At 75.3% G+C, this 16,829-nt stretch carries 6 protein-coding genes; 3 read left to right on the plus strand and 3 right to left on the minus strand.

Going from position 1 to position 16,829, the window contains the following annotated elements; all coding sequences use genetic code 11:
* Positions 1-266 precede the first annotated feature (266 nt).
* The 3 genes from ACFYP4_RS29370 to ACFYP4_RS29380 all read left to right on the plus strand — a co-directional run bounded on the left by ACFYP4_RS29370 (position 267) and on the right by ACFYP4_RS29380 (position 7,033).
* Complete coding sequence (locus ACFYP4_RS29370) at positions 267-3,674, plus strand: type 2 lanthipeptide synthetase LanM family protein (protein WP_388789459.1); 3,408 nt, start codon at positions 267-269, stop codon at positions 3,672-3,674.
* Positions 3,675-3,765: 91 nt separating this feature from the next.
* Positions 3,766-3,963 (plus strand): hypothetical protein, encoded by a 198-nt coding sequence (locus ACFYP4_RS29375; RefSeq protein WP_358850602.1) that lies wholly within the window; start codon positions 3,766-3,768, stop codon positions 3,961-3,963.
* Between the two features lie 154 nt (positions 3,964-4,117).
* Positions 4,118-7,033, plus strand: coding sequence for an AAA family ATPase (locus ACFYP4_RS29380; protein WP_358850603.1), 2,916 nt, complete (start codon positions 4,118-4,120; stop codon positions 7,031-7,033).
* Between the two features lie 20 nt (positions 7,034-7,053).
* Here ACFYP4_RS29380 and ACFYP4_RS29385 read toward each other — a convergent pair whose 3' ends face one another.
* From ACFYP4_RS29385 to ACFYP4_RS29395, 3 genes are read right to left on the minus strand one after another with little or no spacing between them, the layout of a single operon-like run.
* A complete protein-coding gene (locus ACFYP4_RS29385) occupies positions 7,054-8,301 on the minus strand; it encodes an MFS transporter (protein WP_358850604.1) in 1,248 nt (415 codons plus the stop codon).
* A 39-nt stretch (positions 8,302-8,340) separates the two neighbouring features.
* Positions 8,341-9,570, minus strand: a complete 1,230-nt coding sequence (locus tag ACFYP4_RS29390) for a cytochrome P450 (RefSeq protein ID WP_358850605.1) — start codon at positions 9,568-9,570, stop codon at positions 8,341-8,343.
* On the minus strand, positions 9,567-16,823 hold the full coding sequence (locus ACFYP4_RS29395) for an amino acid adenylation domain-containing protein (protein ID WP_388789465.1): 7,257 nt from the start codon (positions 16,821-16,823) through the stop codon (positions 9,567-9,569). The genes ACFYP4_RS29390 and ACFYP4_RS29395 overlap by 4 nt, the downstream gene beginning before the upstream one ends.
* Positions 16,824-16,829 lie beyond the last annotated feature (6 nt).

A 16,829-nucleotide genomic window follows, 5' to 3' on the forward strand; every position in this document is an offset into this window, starting at 1 on the left:
GGGTGTGCCCGGGTGCGAGCCGCAGGAAGTGGGGGTGCGACCCGTGAAGTGCGGGGGTGCAGCGGGCCGTACCGGCCTTGCGTACGCGGATGTCCGGCACTCCCCCGGTCCTGTCCCGGGAGGCCGGGGTCCCGGTTCGACCTGCGTCTTTCCCCGTCCGGGGGCGTCTGCGCGCACGCCGTACCCACCGGCGGGGCGGGGCCGCGCAGAATATGGGGGCCGCTCCCCCATGTGGGGACCCCAGGGGTTCTGCGAACTTCTTTCCCGTGACCGAGACCACCAGCCTCCCGACTCCCCGGAGCGCCGGCCTGCCACTCGCCTGGTGGGCTCCGGCGCTGTCCCTCGCGGAACGGCTCGCCGCCCCCGGACTCCCGGTGGCGCCCGCCGCTTCCGGGGCCACCGGGCGCGCCCCCTGGGCCGCCGGTGACGCGGAGGGCTTCGCCCTGCGGCTGGCCCACCTCGGGGTGGACGGTGCCACGGCGGCGGCCCTGGCGGCGGAGCCCGCCGAGCGGCTGGCCGCCCGGACGGTGAAGCCCCGCTGGGCGGCGTACGTGGAGGCGGTCCTGGACGCGGACGCCGAGGACACGGTGGAGCCGGTGGTGCCCGGTGAGGGACCCGATGCCTTCGCACCGGTCGTACGCCCGGTCGTCGCCGCGGCCTCCGCCCGGCTCGCCGAGCTGCTGCCCGGCGTTCCGGCCGCCGAACGAGCCGTCTGGCAGGGCGCGTTCGAGCACCGGCTGACCCACCACCTGGTCCGCCAGGCCGCCCGCACGCTGGTCCACGAACTCGACCTGGCCCGGCGCGCCCGGCGCCTCGCCGGCGCCGGCCCGCGCGAGCGGTTCGCCTCCTTCGTCGCCGCCGCCGGCACCCGCCGGGGGCTGGGCAGCCTGTTCGCCGCCTACCCGGTGCTGGCCCGGATGCTCGGGCAGAGCGCGCTGGACGCGACGGACGCGACGGCCGAACTGGTGGCGCGCTTCCACGCCGACCGGGACGCCCTGACCACCACCCTCCTCGACGGTCGCGCCCCCGGGGCGCTCACCCGGGTCGACCTGGGCCGCGGAGACGCCCACCAGGGCCACCGGTCCGTGGCGGTCCTGCACTTCGCGAGCGGCGAGCGGCTGGTGTACAAGCCCCGGCCGCTCGACCAGCACGCCCTGCTCGACGACCTGGTGGGCTGGCTCAATGCCAAGGTGCCCGGCCTGGCGCTGCGCACTCCGCGCAGCCTGCGCCGGAGGGCGTACGGCTGGCTGGAGTTCGTCGAGCACCGCTGGTGCCGGTCGGTTACCGAGACCGACGCCTTCTACCGGCGCCAGGGAGCGCTGCTGGCGCTGCTCTACGCGGTGGACGGCGCCGACATGCACTACGAGAACGTCATCGCCTGCGGCGACCAGCCGGTCCTGGTGGACGCCGAGACACTCCTGCACACCGGGCTCCCGCAGCCCATGACGGCGGGCGCCGACCCGGCCGCCGACGCCCTGCACGCCTCCGTGCACCGCACCTGCCTGCTGCCCCACCTGCTGATCGGCGAACACGGGGCGCTGGACATCTCCGCGCTCGGCCGGTCCACCGACGGCACTTTCCCGAGCGAGGGCCTGCACTGGCAGGACAGCGGGCGGGACACCATGCGGGCCGTGCGCGCGCCGCTGCCCAGCCCCGCCGCGCAGAACCAGCCGCTGCCCGCCGGCCGCCCGCTGCAGGGCGCCGACCACCGGGCGGCCCTGCTGGAGGGTTTCCGCACCGCGTACGCGGCGATCGCCGCGCACGGCGGTGAACTGCTCGGCGAGGACGGCCCGCTGGCGTCCCGCGCCGGCAGTCCGGCCCGGCTCATCGCCCGCTCCACCCGCCTGTACGCGACGCTGCTGGAGGAGTCCGCCCACCCCTCCCTGCTCGGCGACGCGCTCGCCCGGGAGAGCGTGTTCGCGGTGCTGTGGACCGAGTCCGAGCACGACGAGGTGCGCCGGCGGCTCATCGAGCACGAGACGGCGGACCTGTGGCGCGGGGACGTACCCCTCTTCGCGCACCGGCCGTCCGGTACGGGGGTCCGGGCGGCCGACGGCACCTGGCTGGCGGGAGTGCTGCCGGTGGCGAGTCTGACGGCGGTGCGGGAGAAGATCGCCCGGATGGACGAGGTCGACTGCCGCGACCAGGAGTGGATCATCTCGGCCACGCTGGCGGCACGGGGCACCGGTTCGCCGCTGGACCGGCCCCGGTCCGAGCTGGCGGTGGCGCCGGTACCGGCCGTCGTGCCCGACGCGTCCCGGCTGCTCGCCGCCGCGTGCGGGATCGCCGACGAACTCGCGGCCCGCGCGGTACGGGACGGCGGCCGCACCAACTGGCTCGGCCTGGAACGGGTTTCCGGCCCGCACTGGGCGGTGCTGCCGATGGGCGCCGGGCTCGCGCAGGGCTACTGCGGGGTCGCGCTGTTCCTCGCGCACACGGACGCGCTGGTCGGAGCCGGCCGGTACGCCGCCCCGGCCCGCGAGGCGGTCCGGCCGCTGCCCGGCCTGCTGAAGGCACTGGCCTGCGACCCCGAGCTGAGCGCGGCGGCAGGGCCTGGCGCCTACGACGGGCTCGGCGGCATCGTGTACGCCCTGGTGCGGCTGTCGGAGCTGCTCGGCGAGGACCTGACGGGCTGTCTGCCGGACGCGCTGACCGCGCTCGGCCACGCCGTCGCGGCCTGCCCCGACCCGGGGCTCGCCGGCGGCACGGCCGGGGCACTGGCCGCCGCCGTCGTGGCACACGAGGCGACCGGCGATCCGGCGGCACTGCGGCTGGCGGACACGGTGGCGGACCGGCTGCTGGCGACGGTGTCCGGCGCCACCGGACCGGCCCGGTCCGCGGAGGGCACCGCCGCGACGGACACTGCGACCGGCAGCACGGGAAGCGCCGACGACGCCGGGGTCCCTGACGGGGCCGTGGAGGCCGGCGGGGGCACCGGACTGCCGGGCGGGCCCGCAGGGGTCGGTGAGCGCACCGGACTCGCGAGCAGCGCCACCGGCAACGGCGGGCACACCGGACGCACGGACCCGGACAGCACCCCGGGGACCGGCGGGACCGGACTCCCGGGCGGGGCCGTGGAGGCCGGCGGGAGCACCGGGTTCGCGGACGGGGCCGCGGGGATCGGCGGGGGCGCCGGGTTCGCGGACGGGGCCGCGGGGATCGGGTGGGCGTTGCTGCGGTACGCCGCCCGGCGGCCCGCACGTGCCGCCCGGCACACGGCCGCCGCCCACGCCCTGCTCCGCACGGCGCTCCGGGACACGGGGGCCGCGCACGCCGACACGTCCTGGGCCGGCGGGCTCGCGGGCGTGGCGGCCGCCGCCGCCCACCTTCCCCCGCAACCGGGTTCGCCCCGGCCGAAAGACCGGCCGGCAAACCGGCTGGCGGACGCCGAGGTACGCCCGGACCTGAGCCTTGGACAGGGCACCCTCGGCACGCTGGAGGCGCTGACCGTCCTCGCCGGACAGGGCGACGCGACCGCCGCCGAGGCGCTGAACCGGCGCAGCGGTCAGGTGCTCGCCCTCGTCGAGGCGCAGAGCCACCGGTGTGCCACCCCCGATCACGTCCCCTCCCCCGGGCTGCTGACCGGACTGTCCGGCATCGGCTACGGACTGCTCCGCCTGGCCCGGCCCGAAAACGTGCCGTCCGTCCTGCTCCTGGGACACCCCGGCCACTGACCGACCCACGCACCTGCGCTCCTCGGCACCACGGCATTTCTCCACCTCCCACCGTGCGCTCCGCACGGGACACCAGAAGGGGATCACCGTCATGGACAAGCACCTCGCCACCACCGCCGCCGACGTCACCGAGACCGGCGCCGACGAGCAGGACGCGGCGGGCGGCGTCACGCTCCGGGGCCGCAACCGTGCCTGCGCCCGGGCCCGCGTGCTGGCGGGGATGGTGCTGACCAGCGGCGTCGTCATCACGCTGAGCACCCTGGACACCTCGGTCTCCGCCCCGAACTGACGGCGGGTCAGTACGGACAGCGTGTGCGGTGCGGGCCCGTTCGCCGGGTCCGCGCCGCCGTGCTGCGTGCGGAGCCGGTGGCGGAAGCGGCCGGGAGAGACCGGGAGCGGGCGACCTGCCGCAGATCGGGATATTCCGATTATCATCTGCGTTCATGCGTTCCCATGCGCCATCCCTGGTCGGGCGGGACCCCCAAATCGCCCTGCTCGAACGTGCCTTGGCCGAGGCGAGGCAGGGACGCGGCGGTGTCGTCTTCCTGGTCGGCGAGGCCGGTGTCGGCAAGTCACGGCTCGCGGCGGAGGCGGTGGGCCGGGCGCTGGACGCCGGGATGCGCGTACTGCGCGGGCGCAGCAGCACCACGGGTCCGGCCGTGCCGTTCCGTCCCCTCACCGAGGCGCTGATGTCGCTGTTCCGCGGCGGTGAGCCCGTGGACGACCTGGCCCTTGGCCCCTACCGCCCCGTCCTCGGGCGGCTGATCCCCGACTGGGACACCGGGGAACGCGAGAGCAGCTCCATGGTCATCCTGGGCGAGGCGGTGCTGCGTCTGCTGACCGCCGCCGGGCGCGGGCAGGGCCAGCTGCTCCTGCTGGAGGACCTGCACGACGCCGACCCCGAGACGCTCGGGGTCCTGGAGTACCTGGTGGACAACCTGGAGTACTCGCCCGTACTCCTGCTGGCCACCGTGCGCACGGACTTCAGCGAGGCGCTGGATCTCGCGCAGTCCGCCCGCCGGCGCGGTGTCGCGGCGCTGGTCGAGCTGCCGCCGCTGACCCGCCCCCAGGTGCACGGCATGATCGCGGCGCAGCTCGGCGCCGAGGGCCCGGACGAGGTGCCCGAGGCGGTCCTGCGGCGGCTGTGGGAGGACAGCGCGGGCAGCCCGTACCTGGTGGAGGAGCTGCTGCAGTCGATGATCGGGGCCGGGACGCTGGTGCAGGGGCCGCAGGGCTGGCGTGCGGTCGGGGATCTGCGCAGTGACGTTTCCTCGACGCTCGCGCGGGGCATTCTGCGCCGCATCGACCGGCTTGGCGCGCAGGGCCTGACCCTGTTGTCGGCCGCCGCCGTCCTTGGCCGGCGCTTCCCGCTCACCGTGCTGCAGCGGATGACCGGCGTCGACGACCGGGCCCTGCTCAGCCATCTGCACGCGGGCGTGGCGGCGCGGCTGGTCATCCCCGACGAGCCGGCTCCGGACTGGTACGCCTTCCGGCACTCCCTCACCGTGGAGGCGCTGTTCACGCAGATGACGCCGGGTCAGCGGGCGGAGCTGGCCCGGCGGGGCGCGGAGGCGGTCGAGGAACTGCACCCCGGCCTCGGCGGCGACTGGTGCGCGCTCGCGGCCGGGCTGCGGTGCGAGGCCGGGGACCGGGTCGAGGCCGGGCTGCTGTTCGCGGAGGCCGGCGGCCGGGCTCTGGCGGCGGGCGCGCTCGGCTCCGCCGTGACCCTGCTCAGCAGCGCGGAGAGCCTGCTGGCCGACGCCGGTGATCCGCAGGCGCGGGCCGAGGTGCTGGAGAACCTGCTGCCGGCCCTCGCGGAGGCCGGTGACTTCGCTCGCGCCTTCGCGCTGGCCGAGGACCTGCACGTGCTGAGCGGGTCCGGGCTGAGCCCGGCGCGCCTGGCCGCCCTGCACACCCGGCTGGCCAAGGTCGCCCACACGGCGGGCCGGTGGAGCGACGGCAACCGCCAGATCGTGCGTGCCCGCGAGATGCTGGCGAGCGCGCCGGACGAGGCGACGGCTGCGGCCGTCGACGTCACGGCCGCCTATCTGGCCCTGGACACCCCGGGGCCGGACCGCACCCAGCACGCGGAGAAACTGGCCCGCTCGGCCGCCGACACCGCCGAGCGGTACGGGCTGCCCGTCGTCGCCTGCCAGGCCAGCGAGCTGCTCGCCACCGTGGCCCGGGAACGGGACCCCCAGGAGTCGCAGGCGATGCTCGAACAGGCCCTCGCCACGGCCGAACGCCACCGCCTGCCGCTGCAGCGCATGTACGCGGCCACCCGCATGGGCGGCAACGCCTGGCTCGCCGAGGGCGACACCTCGGGTCTGCTGGCGGCCCGCGCGGAGGCGCTGCGGCTCGGCTCGGTGCACCTCGTGCACACCGTGGACGGCATCCTCGTGCTGGACGCGGTGCTGCGCGGCGACTACGAGGGCGCCCGGTCGGCCGCCGCCGAATGCCTGGCCGTGGTGCGGCGCCTGCGGCTGGCGCCCGCCGTGCGGTACGTCCTGATGGCGCAGTCCGTCCTGGAGGCGCACCGCGGGGACCGTACGGCGATGCAGGCGGCGCTCGCCGCGTTCACCGAGTGGGACGGTGCCGGCTCGCAGGAGGAGCCGCTGTGCCTGGGGCTGGCCCGCGCCTTCTGCGCGCTGCTGGAGGAGGAGCGCGAGCTGGCCCGTGCCGAGCTGCGGGCGGTGGTGGCGCTGGAGGCGGACAATCCCTCCACCTACCACCTCAGCGGCACCCACGGCCTCGTCCTGCTGCTGGACGTGCTCGCCGGGGACGCGGACCGGGCCCGGCACGACGAGGTCACCGCCACCGCCGTCGCCCGGATGCGCTGGAACCGGCAGTTCGTGCTGCTCGCCGACGCGGTGCTGCTCGGCCGGGAAGGGGCGGGCGCGCGGGCCGCGGCGGCGGTGGAGTCGGCGCTGGTGCTGGCGCAGCCCTTCCCGCTGGCCCAGCATCTGGGCCTGCGGCTGATCGCCGACGCGGCGCACCAGGACGGCTGGGGTGATCCGGTGGGCTGGCTGCGGCGCGCCGAACACCACTTCCACGAGCGGGACACGGCGGCCGTGGCGGGTGCCTGCCGGGCCGCGCTGCGCCGGCTCGGTGCTCCCGTGCACCAGCACCGCACCGGCACCAGCGGCATTCCCGAGAAGTTGCGGGCGCAGGGGGTGACCGTGCGGGAGTTCGAGGTGTTCCGGCTGCTCGCGGAGCGGCTCGGCAACAAGGACATCGCCGACCGGCTGTTCATCTCGCCCCGTACGGCGGAGAAGCACATCGCGAGCCTGATCACCAAGACGGGGGCGGCCAACCGCGCGGACCTGTGCGCGCGGTCGGCCGCCCTGCGGTCCTCCTGAACCCGGCGCCGGGGCGTGTCCTAGCGCATCTCGCGCACCGCGCGTGAGGCGAGGACCGCGAGGCCCGTCGCGGCGAGGACGGCGGCCACCGTCGCGAACAGGGCGAACGTGTCGATGCGTGCCAGTGCGCCGCACGCGATCAGTGACAGCGGGGCGGCGGCGTAGCCGAGGACCATGTCGACGGAGACGACCCGGCTGAGCACGTCCTGCGGGATGTTCCGCTGGATCCAGCTGAGTCCGAACACGCCCTGGAATCCGATGGCGAAGCCCATGGCGAGCACGGTCGCCACGACGGCCGCGGTGCTGTGCACCAGGCCCAGTACGGCCATTCCGGCGCCCAGCCAGCCCGCGAGAGCGGCCACCAGCAGGCCCACCCGGGGCCGGCCGCCGAGCGCGCCGCCGGCGAGCGTGCCGAGGATCGCGCCCCCGGCGAGGGACCCGTTGAGCACGCCGAGTGTGGCGGAGCCGCCTCGCAGGACCTGGTCGGCGAGGGTGGCGAAGCCGACCGTGAAGGGCCCGGCGTAACAGAAGTTGACGGCGGTGTCGAGGGCGACGATCGTCCGCAGCCGGGGGTCGCGGAAGGTGTAGGTGACGCCTTCGCGGATGCGGGCGCCGAGGGGGGTTCGTTCCTTCGCCGCGCCGGTCTGCGCGCGGCCGGTCCCGGGGCGGGTGCGGATGCTCGCCACGCACCAGCCGCACAGGGCGAAGCAGACGGCGTCGACGAGGAAGGCGACCGGCGCGCGGGTGACGGCGATGACGACACCGCCGACGGCGGGTCCGACGACGGCGGCGGTCCGGGCGCCGGTGCCCAGCAGCGCGTTGGCCGCGGTGAGCAGGTCCTTGTCCACGACGGAGGGCAGGATGGAGACGCGGGCGGGCTGGAAGAAGGCGTCGACGGCGCCGAAGGCGGCGGCCGCCGCGCACAGTGTCCCCACCGTCAACTGGCCGCTCAGTCCGGCGAGTCCGACGCCCGCCATCAGTGCCGCCCGGGTCCAGCTGGAGGCGACCATGAGGGTGCGGGTGGACCAGGAGTCGCTGAGGGAGCCGCCCACCAGGGTGAGCAGTGCGCGGGGTACGGCCTGGAAGGCGAGGACGTAGCCGAGGGCGAGGGTGGAGCCGGTCAGTTCGAGGGTGATCCAGGAGAAGGCGACGACGCTGAAGCCGTCGCCGAGCAGGGACAGCGACTGTCCCAGCCACAGGAGCTGGAAGGGCCGTTGCCGGGCCGGTGCCCACAGCCGGGGACCGGCGTCGGCGAGAGTGGTGGCCATGGGGTGCCTTTCGTCGTGCGGACGCTCTCGGCGGTCCGGTCAGTAGCGGACGGGCAGGGCGGTGAGGCTGCGGTTGAGCAGGGAGGGCTGCCAGGTCTGTCCGCCGGGGTCCGCGAGGGTCAGGCCGGGGTGGTCGGTGACCAGGGTCCGCACCGCGGACACGGCGACCAGCCGGGCCAGGGCTGCGCCGATGCAGAAGTGGGCGCCGAAGCCGAAGCCGAGGTGGGTCGCGCCGGTGCGGCGCACGTCGAACCGTGCGGGGTCGGGGAAGCGGGCCGGGTCGCGGTTGGCGGCGGCGGTGACGAGGAAGATCCGGTCGCCGGTGCGCAGGGTGTGGCCGTCGAGGTCGAGGTCGCGGGCGGCGGTGCGGATCGACATCTTGGACGGGCCGTCCAGGCGCAGGGTCTCCTCCACGGCGCCCTGGGCCAGTTCGGGGTCCGCGCGGACGGCGGCGAGCTGCTCGGGCCTGGTGTGCAGGGCCAGGACGGTGTTCGCGATGAGGTTGCTGGTGGTCTCCCCGCCGGCGAACGCCATCTGGGTGAGCATGCCGACGAACTCCTCCTCGCTGACGGAGTCGCCGACCCGGCCCTCGCGCAGCACCTGGCTGATCAGGTCGTCGCCGGGTTCGGTGCGGCGCCGCGCGACCAGCACTGCGAGGTAGTCCTCCAGGCTCACCAGCGCCTGCAGGGAGGCCCGGTACTCGCTCTCCTCCTGGGCGGTGCCGAGGACGAGGTCGGCGACGCGGGCGTTCCAGTACCAGAAGGAGGGTGCGTCGGTGCGCGGGATGCCGAGCCAGCGGGCGAACACCAGCGCGGGCAGGGGCTTGGCGACGTCGGCCATCAGGTCGCCGGTGCGGCCGGGAGCCGCCTTGCGGGCGAGGACGGCGCGGGTCGCCTTCTCGGTGAAGGCGCGGTAGCGGGCCACCGCGCGGGCGGCGAACGCCTCCTGGAACACCTGGCGCAGCCTGCGGTGCTGCGGCGCGTCGTTGAAGACCATCCAGCGGGAGAGGATCCCGAAGGCCCGCTCGGCGTCCTCGCGGGCGCCGTGCGGTACGGCGTCCATCAGGGGGCGTACCCGGTCGGCGGAGACCGCGGGGTCGCGCAGGCAGCGCATCACCTGGTCGTAGCCGGTGACGAGCCAGGCGTGGTGCATCGGGCTCCAGTGGACGGGGGCGTGCGCGCGCAGGGCGTCGAGGTGGTCGTAGGGGTCGGCGACCATGCCGGCGGACAGCAGGTAGCGCTCGGTGAAGGCGGGGGCGGCGGTGGTCATCGGTCTTCTCCCGCCTCGATGCCGGTGAGCAGCCGGGCGATGCCCTGCACTTGGGGCTCGGCCATCATCGACATGTGGTCGCCTTCGCTGATGTGCAGGGTGAGCCCGTCGCCTGCCACCTCGCGCCAGCGTGCGACGTAGGTGTCGTAGTCGACGTCCAGGCCGGGCATGGTGCGGCCGCGGGGCAGTGCGGCGGCTTCGCTGCCGACCACGAGGTGGATGTGGCCGGGGTAGGGGCGGACCTCGTAGGCGGCCAGGGCGGCGAGCAGCGAGTGCCACACCTCGATGGGCGCGTTCTCGACCAGGGCCGCTTCGGCGGGGCTCATGCCGGCGCCCAGCAGGGTGGCGGTGAGTTCGGCCGTGGCCCCCTCGCGCTGCGGGGAGGGTGGCAGTTCGCGCAGCCGGTCCCGCAGGCGCAGGGCTTCGCGCAGGTCCTTGGTGACGCCGTCCAGGCGGGCCCGGGCGGCGGTGTTGGGCAGGTACGGCTCGATCAGGACGAGGGGTGCGACCGGGTGTCCCGCCGTGTGCAGCTGGGTGGCCATCTCCAGGGCGATGTTGGCGCCCATGGACCAGCCGAGCAGGGCGTGCGGGCCGGTGCCGTCCCGGTCGGTGATCTCGGCGGCGTAGTTGGCGGCGATGCCGGCGACCGTGCTCGGGTCGACGCCGCCGAGCAGTCCGCGGGCCTGGAAGGCGTGGACGGGCCGGCCGGGCGGCAGGGCGCGGGCGAGCGGCACGAACCAGGTGGCGCTGCCGCCGGTGGGGTGCACGCACCACAGGGGCTCCCCCGTGCCCTCGCGCAGCCGTACCTCGGAGGTGACGGCGGCGGGCAGCCCGTCACCGGCCGCCCGGGTGGCGTGCGCGGCGAGCTGGGCGATCGTCGGGTGTTCGATGAGGTCTCCGACCGACACCGGCAGGCCGCGTCCGGCGGCCATCAGGGAGACCCGGACGGTGGACAGGGAGCTGCCGCCGATGCGGAAGAAGTCGTCGTGGACGCCGATGCGGGACAGGCCGAGGACCTCGCGCCAGATCTCGGCGAGGACCTTCTCCGCGGTGGTGGACGGGGCGGCGTACTCGGTGTCGCCGCGGTCGAGTTCGGCCGGGGGCAGGGGCAGCGCCCGCTTGTCGGTCTTGCCGCTGCGGTTGACGGGCATCTCGTCCAGGAAGACGAACCGGGCGGGCAGCATGTAGGCGGGCAGTGAGGCCCGCAGGTCGCGGCGCAGTTCCTCGGGCCGGGGCGGCTGGGGGCCGTGGAGGACGAGGTAGGCGACGAGGGCCGGTTCGCCGGGCAGGTCGGTGCGGTGCAGGACGACGGCCTGGCGGACCTCGGGCAGGGCCCTGAGTGCGTGCTCGATCTCGCCGAGTTCGATGCGGAAGCCGCGCAGTTTGACCTGGGAGTCGCGGCGGCCGAGCCACTCCACGGAGCCGTCGGGCCGGTGGGTGCCGAGGTCTCCGGTGCGGCACAGCCGCTCACCGGGTGTGCCGTACGGGTCGGGGACGTAGGTGGCGGCGGTCAGCGCGGGCCGGCCCAGGTAGCCGCGGCCGACGGCCTGCCCGCCGAGGTATATCTCGCCCGGCACGCCCACCGGGACGGGCTGGAGGTCGTCGTCCAGGACGTGGATGCGGGTGTTGCGGATGGGGGTGCCGATGGGCGGGGTGCCCTGGCCGGGGCTCAGTTCGGCGGCGACGGACCACACGGAGGTCTCGGTGAGGCCGTAGACGTTGTGGAAGCGCCGGCCGCGCGACCAGACGTCGGCGAGTTCGGCCGGGCAGGCCTCGCCGGCGACCTGGAGCACCCGCAGCTCGGGGAAGTCGTCCTGGCCGAGTACCGCCAGTGCGCTGGGCGGCAGCATGGCGCCGGTGACGTGGGCCTCGCGCAGGGTGCGGGCCAGGTCGGGGCCGGGGCGCAGGTCCTCCCTGGGGGCGGTGACCAGCCGGCCGCCGTTGGCGAGGGACCAGGTGAGTTCGAGGATGGAGGCGTCGAAGCCGAAGGAGGCGAACTGCAGCACCCGGTCGCCGGCGGTGGGGCGCACCAGGTCGCGCTGCCCTTCGAGCATGTTGGACAGGCCGCGGTGCGGGACGGCCACTCCCTTGGGTGTGCCGGTGGAGCCCGAGGTGTAGATGATGTAGGCGAGGGTGTCGGCGTCGGGCTCCCGGCCCGGCACGGCTGCCACCGGGTCGGCGGGGGTGTCCAGGTGGATCACCGGCCCGTCGAAGGGCACCGTCCCGGTGAGTGCGCGCTGGGTGAGCAGTACCCGCATGCCGCTGTCCTGGGCCATGAACGCGAGCCGTTCGGTGGGGTGTTGCGGGTCCAGGGGCAGGAAGGCGCCGCCGGAGCGCAGCACGCCGACGGCGGCGCGCACCAGGTCGGGGCCGCGCTCGGCGCAGATGCCCACCACGGTCTCGGGGCCGACCCCGAGCCGCCGCAGCCGCCGTGCCAGCTGTTCGGCCTGCTCCTTAAGTGCGGCGTACGTCAGGTGCTGCCCGCGGTGCTCGACGGCGACCGCGTGCGGGGTACGGGCGGCGTGGGCGGCGATGTGCTCGTGGAACAGCAGTGGTGAGGAGGGGGTTTCGGGGCCCCGGGCCCAGACGTCGAGGGCGGTGGCGCGGGCGGCGCCGGTGAGCGCGGGCCGGGTCACCGGGGTGTGCGGGCCGGCGACCATGGCCTCCAGCTGGGCGCAGTACACGTCGGCGAGCTGCTCGGCGGTGGCGGGTGCGACGAACGCCGGGTCCGCGTCGAGGGTGAAGGCGTTGACGCTGGCGTTGATGAGCAGCGGGAACATGGTCCGCGCGATCTCCAGGGAGTCGTCCCAGGAGTCGTGCGAGAGCCGGTGGAAGTTGACGTAGTTGAAGACGGCGTCGGTCAGGTTCGGTTCGGTGGGCCGCAGGCGGGCGATGTGGACCAGCGGGAGCCTGCGGTGCGGGAGCATCTCCTGTTCGGCCGTGAAGACGTCCCGCAGGTAGGCGAGCCAGTTGCCGCGCGGGCGGGCCACGCCGAACGGCACGGTGTTCAGGAACAGTCCGCGCATCCGGTCGGCGCCGGGCACTTCGGGCCGCCCGTTGGTGACCAGGCCGATGCTGTGGCCGAGGGTGCTGTCGTCGCGGTCGGCGAACAGGCTCATGGTGTGGTGGAAGGCCGTGATCAGCACGGTGCGCCGCGGCACGCCGGCTTCCTTGGCCAGGCGGCCGATGCGTTCGGCGAGGTGGGCGTAGGAGCGGCGGACCTCGTGCACCGGCGCCTGGGCGGCGAGGTCGGCGGCCGTGCGCCTGCGGAAGGTGACGGGCCGCAGGTCGGCGAGCCGGTTGCGCCAGTAGTCGAGGGACTCCTCGCTGTTGAGCGCGGCCCGCTCCAGGGCGACGTACTCGGCGAAGGGCGGTGCGGTCGGCGGCTCGGGCGCGCGGCGGTGGGCGACGGCCTCCCGGTGCATGGCCAGCAGGTCGGCGACGAGTGAGGTCAGGCTCCAGCCGTCCAGGACGACGTGGCAGTCGGTCAGGACCAGGCGCAGGTCGTGGTCGGTGATGTGGTGGAGGTGGATGCGCACCAGGGGGGCGGCGGCGAGGTCGAAGCGGCGCTCGAACTCCTCGTCGACGAAGGCGCGCAGCCGGGCCCGCTGTTCCTCGCGCGGCAGTGCGCGCAGGTCGGTGTAGCCGACGGGCAGGCGGGCGGCGCGGTGGACGAGCTGGAGGGGCTCGCGGTAGGAGACGAGGTCGACGGAGGTGCGCAGGATCGGGTGGCCGGTGACGACCGCGTCCACGGCGGCCTGGAACGCGTCGAGGTCGAAGCCCTCGGGGACGGTGATCTTCAGGTCGGTGACGTTGTGGTAGGCGCCGCGCCGGGGGTCGGCGAGCATCTCGTGGAGCATGCCGGCCTGGAGCATGGTGAGCGGGTAGGCGTCGGCGAGTCCGTCGGGCAGGCGGCCGGCGTCGGCCGGGTCGAGCTGGGAGAAGGGGGCGGTGGGGGCGGGGGCGTCGCCGGCGTCGGTGACGAGGGTGGCCAGGTCGGCCAGGGTGCGGGCGCGGAAGACGTCGGCGACGGTGAACCCGAGTCCGGCGAGACGGCCGAGGCCCACCAGGCGCAGCGCCAGGATGGAGTCGCCGCCCAGGTCGAAGAAGTTGTCGGTGCGGCCGACGTGCTCGACGCCCAGTACCTGGCTCCACACGGCGGCCAGGGCCTGCTCGCGGGGCCCGGCGGGCGGTACGTGTGCCCGGGGCCCGTCCGAGACGGGCCGGACCGCGGTCAGCGCGGCCCGGTCGACCTTGCCGTTGGCGGTCAGGGGCAGGTGTTCGTGGCGGACGAACAGCGCCGGGACCATGTGCTCGGGCAGGGTCAGCCGCAGTCCCTCGCGCAGGGCGGGCGGGTCCAGGGGGCGGCCCTCGGGCGTGACGACGTGCGCGACCAGGCGGGCGGTGCCCTCCTCGCGGCGGGCCACCACGGCGGCGTCGGTGACGCCGGGCAGCGCGCGCAGGGCGGTCTCGATCTCGCCGGGCTCGATGCGGTAGCCGCGGATCTTCACCTGGTGGTCCGCGCGGCCGACGTAGCCGAGCTGTCCGTCGGGCAGCACGCGCACCAGGTCGCCGGTGCGGTACATGCGGGCGCCGGGGGCCCCGAAGGGGTCGTCGAGGAAGCGTTCGGCGGTCAGCTCGGGCCGGTTGAGGTAGCCGCGGGCCACGCCGCCGCCGGAGACGTACAGTTCGCCGGTGCTGCCGGGCGGCACGAGCCGGCCGAAGGAGTCCAGGACGTAGCCGTGCTGGCCGGCGAGCGGGCGGCCGACGGGCGAGCGGACGCCGGCGTCGATGTCCTGCTCGGTGATGGTGCGGATCGTGACGTGCACGGTGGTCTCGGTGATGCCGTACATGTTCACCAGCGCGGGGCGGTGTCCCTCGGTCGTGAACCAGTCGCGGTAGTCGCGTACGTCGAAGGCGTCGCCGCCGAAGACGACGGTGCGCAGGGCGAGGTCCGCGAAGCCGGCGCCGGTGTCCTGGAGGTGGGCGCGCAGGCCCTTGAAGGCGGCCGGGGTCTGGTTGAGGACGGTGACGTTCTCCTCGCGCAGCACCCGGTGCACGGTTGCCGGGTCGCGTACCTCGTCCGCGCCGAGCACGACGACGCGTGCGCCGCTGGTGAGCGGTGCCCACAGCTCCCACACGGAGAAGTCGAAGGCCGGCGAGTGCATCAGGGTCCACACGTCGGCGGGGCCGAAGTCGAAGTGCCGGTCGGCGGCGTCCAGCAGCCAGGCCAGGTTGCCGTGGGTGATCTCCACGCCCTTGGGGCGGCCGGTGGAGCCGGAGGTGTAGATGACGTAGGCGAGGTCGTCGGGGGCCGGGCGGAGGTCGTCGCTGTCGGCCGGGGTGTGGGTGTCGTCCGCGTCGAGCGGGACCACGCGGGCGGGCAGTCCCTCGACGGCGGGCCGGGTGGCGGTGTCGGTGACGATCCACTCGATGCCGGAGTCGGTGATGGTGAACTCGCGGCGCGCTCTGGGGTGGGAGGGGTCCAGGGGAAGGTAGGCGGCGCCGGCCCGCCAGACGGCGAGCAGCGCGGCGGCCAGGTCGGGGGTGCGGTCGAGGCAGACGCCGACGAGGGAGCCGCGGGTGACGCCGGCGGCGCGCAGCCGCCGGGCCAGCGCCGAGGCGCGGGCGTCGAGCTGGGCGTAGGTGAGGGTGCGTCCCGATCCGCTCACCGCGACCGCGTGGGGTGTGCGGGCGATGTGGCCGGCGAGGCGGTCGGCGGCGGTGCGCGGGGCCCGGGCGGTGTCGGTGCCGGTGTTGGCGGGGCCGTTCGGGCCCAGGAGGTGGGCGCGTTCGGCGGGGGTGAGCGGGTCGACGGTGCTGAGCGGGGTGTCGGGGGCGGCGCAGAACGCCTCCAGCAAGGTCACGGTGTGCCGGGCGAGGGCGGCGACCGAGGCCTCCTCGAACAGGTCGGGCCGGTAGACGAACACCAGGTCGGTGCGTCCGTCGCCGTCGCGCAGATCGAGGGTGAGGTCGAATTTGGCGGTGGTGAGGTCGATCGGGTACGGCGTCCCGCTCGCCTGCCCCAGGTCGAAGCCGGACGGTGTGGTGTCGGTGTGCGTGCACAGCACCTGGACGAGCGGGTTGCGGGCGAGGTCGCGTTCGGGGCTGAGTGCGTCGACGACCTGCTCGAAGGGCAGCGACTGGTGCTGGAACGCCTCCAGGACCCGCTCCCGGGTGCGGGCGAGCAGCGCGGCGGGGGTCGGGTCGTCGGAGAGGTCGCCGCGCAGGACGAGGGTGTTGACGAAGAAGCCGACGAGCTGCTCGGTCTCGGCCCGTTCCCGGTTGGCGACCACGGTGGCGACGGCGATGTCGCGCTGTCCGCTGTGGAAGGCGAGCGCGGCCTGGAAGGCGGCCAGCACCGTCATGTAGGGGGTCGTGCCGGTGCGCCGGCCCAGCGCGGTGAGCGCGTCGCTCAGCGCGGGTGGCAGGGTGAGGCGGTGGGCTGCGCCGCGGCCGCCGGGGGTGTCGGGGCGGGGGTGGTCCGTGGGCAGTTCCAGCGGGGTGAGGCCGGCCAGCCGGGTGCGCCAGTGGTCCAGGGCGGCGGACTGGTCGCTCTGGCGCTGCCAGATCGCGTAGTCGCTGTAGTCCAGGGGCAGTTCGGGCAGGTGTGCGGCGCGTCCCTCGCGGCGGGCCCGGTACAGCTCGGTCAGGTCACGGACGACGAGGCCCAGCGACCAGCCGTCGGAGACGATGTGGTGCATGGCCAGGACCAGCACGTGGTCGTCGTCGGCGGCGCGGACCAGGGTGGCCCGGAAGGCGGGCTCGCGGGCGAGGTCGAAGGGCCGTAGGGCGGCGGTGTGCACGGCGGCCGACAGGCGCCGTTCGCGGTCCCCGTCCTCCTCGCACTCCTCGCCGCTCACCTCGGTCACGTCCAGGACGGTGCCGTCGGCGGGCAGGACCTGCTGGTGGGGGATGCCGTCGTGCTCGGGGAAGATCACGCGCAGCTGCTCGTGCCGGGCGACGAGGTCCGCCACGGCGGCGCGCAGGGCCGGCAGGTCCAGCGGGCCGGTGAACCGCCAGGCCGCGGGCAGCAGATAGGTGGGTGCGCCCGGGTCGAGCCGGTCCAGGAAGTACAGGCGCTGCTGGGCCGCGGACAGCGGGATTCGCTGCGGGCGGGGCCGGACCCGGGCCGGGCCGTCCTCGCGTACGGCGGCCCGGCCGCGCAGTCGCTGTTCCAGCAGGCGCCGGGCGGCCGGGGACAGGCCGCCGCCCGCGGCGAGGGGGCCGGGACGCACGTCGGATGTGGTCATGGGGGC

The sequence above is a fragment of the Streptomyces sp. NPDC005551 genome, from assembly GCF_042871785.1.
Lineage (GTDB): Bacteria > Actinomycetota > Actinomycetes > Streptomycetales > Streptomycetaceae > Streptomyces.